Annotated in this window: 12 protein-coding genes; 1 reads left to right on the forward strand and 11 read right to left on the reverse strand. The window is 51.6% G+C overall.

The window, feature by feature from the left end; all coding sequences use genetic code 11:
- Position 1: 1 nt before the first annotated feature.
- The 9 genes from atpH to asnC all read right to left on the reverse strand — a co-directional run bounded on the left by atpH (position 2) and on the right by asnC (position 7,171).
- Positions 2 to 535 (reverse strand): F0F1 ATP synthase subunit delta, encoded by a 534-nt coding sequence (gene atpH, locus SBG_RS17780; RefSeq protein WP_001288956.1) that lies wholly within the window; start codon positions 533 to 535, stop codon positions 2 to 4.
- Positions 536 to 549: 14 nt separating this feature from the next.
- Positions 550 to 1,020, reverse strand: a complete 471-nt coding sequence (atpF, locus tag SBG_RS17785) for a F0F1 ATP synthase subunit B (RefSeq protein WP_001052212.1) — start codon at positions 1,018 to 1,020, stop codon at positions 550 to 552.
- Positions 1,021 to 1,079: 59 nt separating this feature from the next.
- Entirely contained in the window at positions 1,080 to 1,319 is a 240-nt protein-coding gene (gene atpE, locus SBG_RS17790; RefSeq protein ID WP_000429386.1) for a F0F1 ATP synthase subunit C, read from the reverse strand.
- Between the two features lie 46 nt (positions 1,320 to 1,365).
- Positions 1,366 to 2,181 carry a F0F1 ATP synthase subunit A gene (gene atpB, locus SBG_RS17795; protein WP_000135628.1) on the reverse strand — a complete coding sequence of 272 codons (816 nt, stop codon included), beginning with the start codon at positions 2,179 to 2,181 and terminating at the stop codon, positions 1,366 to 1,368.
- Between the two features lie 8 nt (positions 2,182 to 2,189).
- Positions 2,190 to 2,570, reverse strand: coding sequence for a F0F1 ATP synthase subunit I (gene atpI, locus SBG_RS17800; protein ID WP_000116689.1), 381 nt, complete (start codon positions 2,568 to 2,570; stop codon positions 2,190 to 2,192).
- Positions 2,571 to 3,185: 615 nt separating this feature from the next.
- Complete coding sequence (gene rsmG, locus SBG_RS17805) at positions 3,186 to 3,809, reverse strand: 16S rRNA (guanine(527)-N(7))-methyltransferase RsmG (RefSeq protein ID WP_000932850.1); 624 nt, start codon at positions 3,807 to 3,809, stop codon at positions 3,186 to 3,188.
- A 103-nt stretch (positions 3,810 to 3,912) separates the two neighbouring features.
- Positions 3,913 to 5,802 carry a tRNA uridine-5-carboxymethylaminomethyl(34) synthesis enzyme MnmG gene (gene mnmG / locus SBG_RS17810; protein ID WP_000499880.1) on the reverse strand — a complete coding sequence of 630 codons (1,890 nt, stop codon included), beginning with the start codon at positions 5,800 to 5,802 and terminating at the stop codon, positions 3,913 to 3,915.
- Positions 5,803 to 6,180: 378 nt separating this feature from the next.
- Positions 6,181 to 6,624: an FMN-binding protein MioC gene (mioC, locus tag SBG_RS17815; RefSeq protein WP_000763761.1), complete on the reverse strand. Its 444-nt coding sequence runs from the start codon at positions 6,622 to 6,624 to the stop codon at positions 6,181 to 6,183.
- 88 nt (positions 6,625 to 6,712) lie between these two features.
- Positions 6,713 to 7,171, reverse strand: a complete 459-nt coding sequence (gene asnC / locus SBG_RS17820) for a transcriptional regulator AsnC (RefSeq protein ID WP_000433015.1) — start codon at positions 7,169 to 7,171, stop codon at positions 6,713 to 6,715.
- Positions 7,172 to 7,322: 151 nt separating this feature from the next.
- On the opposite strand from asnC, the gene asnA reads away from it, so the two are divergent.
- The gene (gene asnA, locus SBG_RS17825) at positions 7,323 to 8,315 is read left to right on the forward strand and encodes an aspartate--ammonia ligase (RefSeq protein ID WP_000845118.1); all 993 of its coding nucleotides are present in this window, start codon (positions 7,323 to 7,325) and stop codon (positions 8,313 to 8,315) included.
- Between the two features lie 4 nt (positions 8,316 to 8,319).
- On the opposite strand, the gene viaA is transcribed toward asnA, so the two are convergent.
- Positions 8,320 to 9,771: an ATPase RavA stimulator ViaA gene (gene viaA / locus SBG_RS17830; protein WP_000956664.1), complete on the reverse strand. Its 1,452-nt coding sequence runs from the start codon at positions 9,769 to 9,771 to the stop codon at positions 8,320 to 8,322.
- Complete coding sequence (gene ravA, locus SBG_RS17835; RefSeq protein WP_015703073.1) at positions 9,765 to 11,267, reverse strand: ATPase RavA; 1,503 nt, start codon at positions 11,265 to 11,267, stop codon at positions 9,765 to 9,767. Before ravA ends, viaA begins: the two co-directional genes overlap by 7 nt.
- Positions 11,268 to 11,279 lie beyond the last annotated feature (12 nt).

The following is an 11,279-nucleotide window of genomic DNA, read 5'->3' on the forward strand; positions in this document are numbered from 1 at the left end:
CTTAAGACTGCAAGACGTCTGCAAGGCGCTCAAGACGGCCGCGTACGCTGCCATCAATGACCATATCACCCGCCCGGATGATAACGCCTGCCATTACAGACTTATCGATTTTGCAATTCAGCTTCACTTTGCGTGACAGACGTTTTTCCATCGCGGCGCTGATTTTCGAAAGCTGCTCTTCACTCAATGCGGTTGCAGACGTAACTTCTACCTCGGAGGTAGCTTCACTGGCTGCACGCAGGTGAATAAACTGCTCCAGAACATCCGGGAGCGCGATCAAACGATTATTTTCAGCCATTACCCGAATCAGGTTCTGGCCGTTTTCGTCTAACTGCTCACCGCAGACTGCGATAAACGACTCAGCGAGCGTTTCCGGCGCCAGCGCGCCAGAGAGAAGCTCTGCCATTTGTTCGTTCTTGGTTACCTCGGCGGCAAACGCCAGCATGTCCTGCCAGCGTTCAACGCTTTGGTGTTCGACGGCAAAGTCAAAAGCTGCTTTGGCGTAGGGGCGAGCTACCGTAACAAATTCAGACATCAGCCCCTCCCTCCTTACAGTTCAGCGACAAGTTTGTCCACGATGTCGCTGTTAGCAGCTTCATCCACGGAACGTTCGATGATCTTCTCGGCGCCAGCAACAGCCAGGATAGCAACTTGCTTACGCAGCTCTTCACGGGCACGTTTACGCTCGGCTTCAATTTCCGCCTGCGCCTGAGCCACGATTTTAGTACGTTCCTGCTCTGCTTCAGTTTTGGCTTCGTCCAGGATCTGAGCGCGACGTTTGTTCGCCTGCTCGATGATTACCTGAGCTTCCGCTTTCGCTTTTTTCAGCTGGTCGGTCGCGCTGGCCTTTGCAAGGTCAAGATCCTTATGTGCGCGTTCTGCAGAAGCCAGACCGTCAGCAATTTCTTTCTGACGTTTCTCGATGGCAGCCATTAACGGCGGCCATACATACTTCATGCAAAACCAGACAAAGAGAATAAACGCGATGGCCTGGCCGAGGATTGTTGCGTTAAGATTCACAGCACAATGCCTCTATCTAGTTAACCTTCTGATATTGCTCTTAATTCAAGCAACGCTTACTACGCGACAGCGAACATCACGTACAGACCCAGACCTACAGCGATCATCGGGATAGCATCCACCAGACCCATAACGATAAAGAACTGAGTACGCAGCAGAGGAATCAGATCAGGTTGACGCGCCGCGCCTTCCAGGAATTTACCCCCGAGGATGCCGATACCGATCGCAGCACCGATTGCCGCCAGACCCATCATCACAGCGGCAGCCATGTACAGCAGATCCATATTCAGGTTTTCCATGACAGTCTCCAGTTTGTTTCAGTTAAAACGTAGTAGTGTTGGTAAATTAATGCTCTTCGGACGCCATCGACAGATAGACAATCGTCAGAACCATGAAAATGAAGGCTTGCAGCGTAATAATCAGGATGTGGAAAATGGCCCACGGCACATTCAGAATCCACTGTGACCACCACGGCAACAGACCAGCAATCAGAATGAAAATCAGCTCACCGGCATACATGTTGCCGAACAGTCGCAGACCGAGAGAAACCGGTTTGGACAGCAGACTTACCCCTTCAAGGATTAAGTTGACAGGAATGAACGCCCAGTGATTGAACGGCTGCAGCGTCAACTCTTTTGCGAAGCCGCCGATGCCTTTCATTTTGATGCTGTAGTACAGAATAAGGATAAATACGCCCAGCGCCATCGACAGGGTGATGTTGACGTCAGCAGACGGCACCACGCGCGTTGCCGGCAGACCCAGCCAGTGTTCAGCGATATATGGCAGCAGGTCGATAGGCAGTAAGTCCATCAGGTTCATCAGGAATACCCAGACGAAAATTGTCAGGGCCAGCGGCGCAATTAGCTTACTTTTGCCATGGTACATATCTTTCACGCTACCATGCACAAAGCCGACTATCAGCTCTATCGCGGTCTGAAACTTGCCTGGCACGCCGCTGGTCGCTTTTTTAGCAACACTACGGAACATCACCAGAAACAACAGACCCAGCACCACCGAGAAGAACATGGAGTCAATATTGAGCGTCCAGAAGGTGGCTGGGGGGTTCTGCGGATCCACCAGCGAGAATGTACGCAGGTCCAGCTGAAGGTTATTCAGGTGGTGTCCTATGTAATCCTGCGGCGTCATATTTTCTGAAGCCATGATGCCTTTTACCCTTTGTTGTTAATTACAGCCGGCGCCAGTATCTGAACCACCAGCACCAAAACCCACGTAACGATCAGCGGCAAAAACACCGCCTTTAAAACCGCCAGCGCCACCACCAGTAAAACCAGCATCGCTAACACCTTGAAAGCTTCGCCGAAGGCGAAAGTCCAGGACACGCGGCCCTTAGCAGGTGTATGCGCCTGGTGACGCCAGGCAAATATCATAAACAACATATTAGGCAGTGCCACTGCCAATCCCCCGCATAACGCGGAGATGCCCCAGAAGGGGTCTTTGAGGCAAAACAGCAATCCACTTGCCATTACCGCCAGAAACTGAATGAGCAGAAGCTTACGAGCAACGTTTCGACTCACGAGCGACACAGACATCACGTATTTACTCCTGCTCCCTTCGGGGTATGCCGCGTGTCGTATAAAACGTTCTTTAAGACCTGGAGTCAAGCATCAAAAAGCGGTCAAATTATACGGTGCGCCCCCGTGATTTCAAACAATAAGTAGCCAAAAGGTGAATAAATGTTTAAATATTTTTCTCTGGCCCGCATTTTTAACTTTTAGCCAAAGTGTGAACGATCGTGCAAAACTGCAAATAGCGCGAAAACACTGACTATAAAGCGTGCACCAGATCACATATTAAACATATTCACGCTCGCGCCATTAATTTACGTGACAATTCATGCTTTTTCATCCTTTTGATATTTAAGCGTAAAAGCAGGCACTGTTTTAAAAATACCGGGTTACACGCTTAAAACGCCCCATTGACATTTATAATAAATATTTAACAAGCAAAACTGGTTTTTCGTTTCGATTTTTAGCAGGCTGATATTTACAATGTTGATTACTCTCTGTTTTAACAAAAACAGCGACGTTGTAATGTTGAAACGAAACCGTAAATTCAGAGTTAAATGTAACAGCGCTAAAATGCGTTACGCCTGTCGATTTTTAACACAAGCCGCGTCGTTTTTTTTCTATTTTTTTTGATAAAAATTAAACTTTGTTTGACTTAATAATCACCAGGTGCCGCTCCCCTTCTAACTGCGGAACGAGCAATTTTTCAACGGATTCGACGCTAAAATCGTCAGGTAGAGAGGCAATTTCATCCCCTGGCAATTGCCCTTTTAAGGCATAAAAACGCCCTTTCTCTCCCGGCAGATGGTGACACCAGCTCACCATATCATTCAACGATGCGAAAGCGCGGCTGATAACGCCATCAAACGGCGGTTCGGAGGGATACGCTTCAACGCGACTTTGAACCGGCGTGATGTTTTCCAGCTTAAGTTCGTGCTGAACCTGACGCAGAAAACGAACCCGCTTACCCAGACTGTCGAGTAAAGTGAAATGCGCACCAGGAAGAACGATAGCAAGCGGAATGCCTGGCAGACCCGGTCCTGTTCCCACATCGATAAAACGCAGCCCCTGAAGATACGGCGCAACGACAATACTGTCGAGGATATGACGAACCAGCATCTCGTCAGGGTCACGTACAGAGGTCAGGTTGTAGGCTTTGTTCCATTTATGCAGCATATCAACATAGGCCACCAGTTGGTTTTTCTGGTGATCGGTAAGCGAAATACTGGCTTCATTCAGCAGGCGAGAAAGTTTGTTGAGCACGTAGAATACCTGTTAGCAATAATTTGCCGGAGGGCGGTTTCGCCTTATCCGGCCTACATTCCAGGCCCGATAAGCGCAGCGCCACCGGGCATTCTTCGATGAATTAAGCGCTGCGACGCAGCATTCCCTGCTTTTTCAACCATACCAACAGAATTGAAATAGCCGCAGGAGTAACGCCAGATATACGCGACGCCTGCCCGATAGAAACCGGTTTGTGATCGTTCAGTTTGGCGATGACTTCGTTCGACAGACCAGAAACCTGACGATAATCCAGCGTGGCAGGCAACAGGGTGTTTTCATTACGCTGCTGTTTTTCAATCTCATCCTGCTGGCGAGCGATATACCCTTCGTATTTCACCTGGATTTCCACCTGCTCAGCGGCTTGCTCATCTTCAAGCGCAGGCGAGAATGCGGCAAGCGAAGTGAGCTGCGCGTAGGTCATTTCCGGACGACGCAGGAGATCTTCGCCGCTGGCTTCACGGGAGAGAGGCGTAGACAGATGCGCATTCACATCTTCGGCAGATTCCGCAGATGGCGTTACCCAGGTTGACTTCAGCCGCTGGCGCTCGCGTTCGATGTTTTCTAACTTCTCGTTAAAGCGCGCCCAGCGTTCATCGTCCACCAGACCCAGCTCGCGGCCCATTTCAGTCAGGCGCAGATCGGCGTTGTCTTCGCGCAACATCAGGCGGTATTCCGCACGGGAAGTGAACATACGATACGGTTCTTTGGTACCCAGCGTACACAGATCGTCTACCAGCACGCCCAGGTAGGCCTGAGAACGTGCAGGTGCCCAACCCTCTTTGTCAGCGGAAAGACGCGCCGCGTTCAGACCGGCGAGCAAGCCCTGGGCAGCCGCTTCTTCATAGCCAGTAGTACCGTTGATTTGACCAGCAAAGAATAGACCGTGGATAAATTTACTTTCCAAGGTTGGTTTCAGATCGCGCGGGTCGAAGAAATCATATTCGATGGCGTAGCCAGGGCGAACGATCTTCGCGTTTTCCATCCCCTGCATAGAGCGAACGATTTGCATTTGAACGTCAAACGGCAAACTGGTGGAGATACCATTCGGATAAATTTCGTTCGACGTCAGGCCTTCCGGCTCGAGGAAGATCTGATGCTGGTTGCGATCGGCAAAGCGCATGACTTTGTCTTCGATCGACGGACAATAGCGTGGACCGATCCCTTCGATCACCCCGGCATACATTGGACTACGATCGAGGTTGTTGCGGATCACGTCATGGGTTTTCTCGTTGGTATACGTGATATAACACGGAACCTGTTGCGGATGCTGCGCGGCATTGCCCATGAATGAGAACACCGGCATCGGGTTATCACCATGCTGCTGCGCCAGCACGCTGAAATCAATCGTGCGCGCATCGATACGCGGTGGAGTACCCGTTTTAAGACGACTGACGCGTAATGGCAGCTCACGCAGACGACGAGACAACGGGATAGACGGCGGATCGCCAGCACGGCCCCCGCTGTAGTTATCCAGACCAATGTGGATTTTACCGTCAAGGAACGTGCCCACGGTCAGTACCACCGCTTTAGCGCGGAATTTGAGCCCCATTTGGGTTACCGCGCCCACCACGCGATCATTTTCGACAATCAGATCTTCAACCGCCTGTTGGAAGATCATCAGGTTGGGCTGATTCTCCAGGGCAGTACGTACCGCCTGACGATACAGCACGCGATCTGCCTGAGCGCGGGTGGCGCGAACCGCCGGACCTTTACTTGCGTTTAGTATCCTAAACTGGATGCCTGCCCGATCGATTGCTTTGGCCATCAGACCACCGAGCGCATCCACTTCTTTTACCAGATGTCCCTTGCCAATACCGCCAATTGCCGGGTTGCAACTCATTTGCCCCAACGTATCGATATTGTGTGTCAAAAGCAGAGTCTGTTGACCCATACGCGCTGCGGCCATCGCGGCCTCAGTGCCTGCATGACCCCCGCCAATGATAATGACGTCAAAAGGATCCTGATAAAACATGGTAATTGCCTCGCATAACGCGGTGTGAAAATGGATTGAAGCCCGGGCGGTGGATTCTACTCAACTTTAGCCGATGGAGAAAGCCCCGGGATCCTGGCTATTAAAAAGAAGATCTTTTTATTTAGAGATCTGTTCTATTGTGATCTCTTATTAGGATCGCAGAGGGCTGTGGATAACCCGGATCCTGCAATTAAGATCAAGACGTTGGAAAGGATCACTAGCTGTGAATGATCGGTGATCGTGGCCCGTATAAGCTGGGATCAAAACAGGGAGTTATGCACAACTCAAAAAGTGATCTCGGGTTATTCTTTGGATAACTACCGGTTGATCCAAGCTTTCTACCAGATTTATCCACAACTGATTGCGCGATCTTTACACTTATTTGAGTAAATTAATCCAGTCGTCGAGCCAGATCTCCGCAGGATCTTCCGGAATTTCATGTTCAAGAATGTTGATCTTCAGGGTTTCCCCAAGCTGTTTTGCCCCGATGCCTTTCAGTTCGGTTTCTATTTTCTCAATAGCGCCGCAAAACGTGTCGTATTCGCGACTGCCAATACCAATAGCGCCAAAACGAACCTGTGAAAGGTCTGGTTTTTGCGTTTGAAGATCTTCACAAAAGGGGGCCAGGTTGTCCGGAATATCCCCCGCGCCATGCGTGGAGCTGATCACCAGCCAGATTCCGGAGGTAGACAGATCTTCTAACAGCGGTCCGTGCAGCGTTTCGGTTGAAAAACCGGCATTCTCCAGCTTTTCAGCCAGATGTTCTGCCACATATTCGGCTCCGCCGAGGGTGCTGCCGCTGATAAGAGTTATGTCCGCCATGTGAGCCCTTCCTGAAAAAGAAGGGCTATTGTACGCTGTGAACGGGCTGGGATCTACCTGTGGAAAAATGTGGGATTAAAAAAATTGATCATGGCTTAATCGTACGCATAATCGGGTTCTGCAGGACGATCAGGGTTTCAGTGGACTGAATTTCATCAATTGTTTGGATCTTGTTGATAAGTACATGCTGGAGCGCGTCGATCGACTTACACATAACCTTGATAAAGATGCTGTAATGGCCCGTGGTGTAATACGCTTCGGTTACTTCATCCAGGCTTTCCAGGCGGGCCAGCGCAGCGGGATAATCTTTCGCGCTTTTCAGAATAATGCCAATAAAGCAGCCGACGTCATAACCCAATTGCTTCGGGCTGACATCAATTCGCGCGCCGGTAATGATCCCCGCCTGCTTCATTTTTTCTACGCGCACGTGAATAGTGCCTGGACTGACGCCAAATTGTTTCGCCAGTTCAGCGTAAGCGGTGCGCGCATTTTCCATTAATGCGTCGAGAATGCCGCGGTCCAGATTGTCGATCTGATAATTTTCCATTGTTTTTTCTTATGCAGATTAATGATTCCTTTTATTTTAGCCTTATATTTTATTGAATCAAAACCGTAACCGGCTTTTTGTTTGTTGAATATTGAATAGTGCCCACGTTTTGTTGCTTAATCATAGGCAACAGGACGCAGGAGTATAAAAGATGAAAACCGCTTACATTGCCAAACAACGCCAAATTAGCTTCGTGAAATCTCACTTTTCTCGCCAACTGGAAGAGCGTCTGGGTCTGATTGAAGTCCAGGCGCCGATCTTAAGCCGCGTAGGAGATGGCACGCAGGATAACTTGTCTGGCTGTGAAAAAGCGGTACAGGTAAAAGTGAAAGCGTTGCCTGACGCCCAGTTCGAAGTGGTACATTCACTGGCGAAGTGGAAACGCCAAACCCTGGGGCAGCATGACTTCAGCGCCGGAGAAGGGCTGTACACGCACATGAAAGCCCTTCGCCCCGATGAAGACCGTCTCTCCCCGCTCCACTCGGTCTATGTGGATCAGTGGGACTGGGAGCGTGTGATGGGCGATGGCGAGCGCCAATTTTCCACCCTGAAAAGCACAGTAGAGGCTATATGGGCAGGAATTAAGGCGACGGAAGCGGAAGTGCATAAACAGTTTGGTCTGGCACCGTTCCTGCCGGATCAGATCCATTTCGTTCACAGTCAGGAACTGCTGGCGCGTTTCCCGGATCTGGATGCGAAAGGGCGCGAACGCGCGATCGCCAAAGAACTTGGTGCCGTTTTCCTGGTGGGGATAGGCGGTAAACTAAGCGATGGCCACCGCCATGATGTACGCGCGCCGGATTATGATGACTGGAGCTCCGCATCTGAGCTGGGCTACGCCGGTCTGAACGGCGATATCCTGGTGTGGAACCCGGTGCTGGAAGATGCGTTTGAGCTTTCCTCTATGGGTATCCGCGTAGATGCCGATACGCTGATGCGCCAGCTGGCGTTGACCGGTGATGAAGATCGCCTGCAACTGGAGTGGCATCAGGCGCTGCTGCGCGGCGAAATGCCGCAGACCATCGGCGGCGGGATTGGGCAGTCGCGTCTGACGATGTTGCTGCTGCAATTGCCGCACATTGGCCAGGTGCAGTGTGGCGTATGGCCTGCGCAGGTGCGTGAAAGCATTCCTGCTATTTTATAAGCGGTCAGCGCCGCCAGCGTCGCAGCAGGCGGCTTCGCATCCCGGTATCAAAGCGCCAGATATGATCGAAAATGCGCATGATGCCGGGTTTGCCGTGGGCTGACATCGCCACTGCATGGAATCGGTGCTGGTGAAGGCGCTGCAACTCTTCCACCTTACTTACGACATCGTCCGGCAAGCGCTGGGCGATAAAATCCGAAATGACCACCGTATCGGCATCAAACCATTCTCTTTCCTGCATACGCTCAATAATGGCGCGAAAACAGCTGGCAATATCGGTTCCGCCGCGAAAACGTTGGCTTAAAAAGCGGATGGCCTGTTCAATACCCTCCGGGCCGGATAGCTCGTAGCGCACCACTTCACTGGAAAACAGCATAATAAAACAGCGGCGGTTATCCGCCAGCGCAACGCGCATCAACGCCAGGCAGAACGCTTTTGCGCACTGCTCGTTAAATCCGCCCATTGAACCTGAGGTGTCCACGCAGACAATAAACGGCCCGCGTGGCTGCTCGTCGACGTCCTGGTGAACCACGGGGCGCTCGGTGACTTTTTCTCGCCAGGCCTCGCCGTGCAGACGATAGGTGAGAAGTTGTTTTTCCACCAGCCGGCGGTAGAACTCATATTCCAGTTCGGTGATACCGAGCGTTGCCAGTTCCGGCGGTAACAGGCGCAGGATATCGTTGCTTTGCTGAATACCGTCGACCTGCTCAGGCACTGTAGCGGGTTCGCGTACCAGAGTACGAAAGGTTTCCATCGGCGCGTCTTTTTTCGGCACCGATTTGGCCTCCCGGGAGCGCCCCAGTTGTTCCGCCAGCTGCTTTAATTCCGGCTGGTCAGCAAGAAATTCGCCGTATTTTACGATCAGTTGATAATCGCCGCGTTTAAGCTGGCCCGCACTCATATCCCACAGGCGGCCAGCGGCATTATCATTTTCCGCCAGTGCTGGTTCCAGTTGCCCGCTCAGCGTCATACGTTCCTGAACTTCACTGAGCAATTGCTCACGTTCTTCTTCCAGTAAGTGCTGGTTTAAGGTAGTGGCCTGCACGACCAGACTTAATCGCCAGCGTTGTAAAAAAAGCGTGTGCAGCGCGGGGGTAAAGGCACTGTTGCTTTCTACTAATTGCTGCGCCTGTACAGCGTAAGGTGACTGTAGACGATGGAGTAACGCCAGTATTTGCGGTAATTGCACGATGAGCTGTGGCGTGGAGAGGAGTTGGCTTTGTTGATAGCACATGACCTCTTTCGTCAGTTCCGGTGGAACGCGCGCACCTTTAAGTCGACTGCGTAGCGCTTCTCGCCAGCGTGGGATGTCGGCAGTAATGGCGTTTTTTAAGCGCGGGAACTTTTCAAAGAAAACGGCCAGTTGCGGGGAAGCCAATAGCGTAAGGATGACCTCTTCGACCATCCCCTCTTCGCTGACGGCCAGCATGACGTTTAACGTATCCAGCGTCAGCATTGTTGTGCCTGGCGGATCTGTTCTCCTACGTCCTGCAGGCTGGCCTCAATGCGCCCTAACCAGTCGCTGTGAATAAACAGACAATGCTGCTGTTCGCTGAAGCGGGTATGCTGCTGCCGCCAGTCGCTTTCTAACGCTTCCAGCTGCTGTTTAATTTCTGCAGGCATACTGTCTTCAGCTGATCCTGACAACGCCAGGCGAGTACCTTGTAAACTGATGTCGCGCACCATCAGATGTTGGGCGTTATCGACTTCCATGTTCAGCGTTTGGGCAAAGCCGATCCCATTCAGTTTGCCGCGGATCTCGCCCTCGCCGCCTTTGGTCAGCCAAATTTCCAGCGCGCTGCGTTCAAAAGTAATATGGATCACTTCCATATCGTGCAGTTTTAGCGGTTTTTGCAGCAGTAACGTCAACGTTGGCGCATTGGCTTCCGGTGGTAAAGCGTAATGCGGGCGACGACTGAACATTCCGCCTTGCTTAATGACGGTGAACGCGCTTTTATCGCTTTGCTGTTGTTGCAACTGGAGGCGACGCTGGACGATACCGCCGAGGCGAGTCAGCATGGCCTGCTGCTGCCAGGCGTGTCCGGTCATCAATATTTCCAGTTGCTGTTGCATGAGATTCAGACTCTGCGCGTCATACCACAGGCAATCTTTTAGCAGGATAAGGTCAATCGGCGCAACCGCGTCGCGTCCGCTAAAGAAGGCGCTGGCCTGTAACAGGCGGATGGCTTTCTTCCAGCGACGGTCGGAGACATAAGGCGCATTCGGCAAATTATCCAGCTGTTGGCGCAGAGTAAATATCAGCTCAAAGACCGGATCAGGGAGTGAAATCGCGCCGATATCCTTTTGCCACTGTTGATATTCTTCGTCGCTAACCTGTAACGAGGCGGGGACCGGGTTATCGCTCTCATCCTGTTGACTAACCAGCATGGAGCGGAAATTGGCTTTATCCTGAACTTTATCCAGCCACAGGCGAATCAGCATTCGGTCATATAATGCTTCCAGACTACTGTCTGCTTCCGGCAATTCGTTAGAGGCGGCTACCAGTAGACGCATCGGAATTTTTTCTTCATACGCGCCATTACGAAAATGGCGTTCATTGATGGCAGTCAGTAGGGTGTTCAAAATCGCCGGACCCGCTTTCCAGATCTCATCGAGAAAGACGATTTCGGCCTCCGGAAGATAGCCTGCGGTCAGGCGCTCGTAGCGGCCTTCATCTTTCAGCGCCTGGATAGAGAGCGGCCCAAAGACCTCTTCTGGCGTGGAAAAGCGCGTCATGAGATATTCAAAAGCACGGGCGCGCTGGAAAGCAAACTTCAGGCGGCGGGCTATCAGACTCTTGGCGATACCGGGCGGGCCCAGCAAAAAGACGCTTTCACCGCTTAGCGCCGCCAGCAGACAAAGGCGTATGGCGTGACTACGTTCATACAGCCCCTTTTCCAGGGCGCTGCTCAGGCGGGAAATTCTTTCCGCTAATAAATGTGGGTGAGCCATAATAAAGAGGCG

It is taken from the genome of Salmonella bongori NCTC 12419 (assembly GCF_000252995.1).
In the GTDB taxonomy this organism is placed as follows: Bacteria; Pseudomonadota; Gammaproteobacteria; order Enterobacterales; family Enterobacteriaceae; genus Salmonella; species Salmonella bongori.

What these genes read in the sequence shown, in the direction of transcription:
- atpH (WP_001288956.1), bottom strand. Translation starts at nt 535, where the DNA reads ATGTCTGAATTTGTTACGGTAGCTCGCCCCTACGCCAAAGCAGCTTTT.
- atpE (WP_000429386.1), bottom strand. Translation starts at nt 1,319, where the DNA reads ATGGAAAACCTGAATATGGATCTGCTGTACATGGCTGCCGCTGTGATG.
- atpB (WP_000135628.1), bottom strand. Translation starts at nt 2,181, where the DNA reads ATGGCTTCAGAAAATATGACGCCGCAGGATTACATAGGACACCACCTG.
- atpI (WP_000116689.1), bottom strand. Translation starts at nt 2,570, where the DNA reads ATGTCTGTGTCGCTCGTGAGTCGAAACGTTGCTCGTAAGCTTCTGCTC.
- mnmG (WP_000499880.1), bottom strand. Translation starts at nt 5,802, where the DNA reads ATGTTTTATCAGGATCCTTTTGACGTCATTATCATTGGCGGGGGTCAT.
- mioC (WP_000763761.1), bottom strand. Translation starts at nt 6,624, where the DNA reads ATGGCGGACATAACTCTTATCAGCGGCAGCACCCTCGGCGGAGCCGAA.
- asnC (WP_000433015.1), bottom strand. Translation starts at nt 7,171, where the DNA reads ATGGAAAATTATCAGATCGACAATCTGGACCGCGGCATTCTCGACGCA.
- asnA (WP_000845118.1), top strand. Translation starts at nt 7,323, where the DNA reads ATGAAAACCGCTTACATTGCCAAACAACGCCAAATTAGCTTCGTGAAA.
- viaA (WP_000956664.1), bottom strand. Translation starts at nt 9,771, where the DNA reads ATGCTGACGCTGGATACGTTAAACGTCATGCTGGCCGTCAGCGAAGAG.
- ravA (WP_015703073.1), bottom strand. Translation starts at nt 11,267, where the DNA reads ATGGCTCACCCACATTTATTAGCGGAAAGAATTTCCCGCCTGAGCAGC.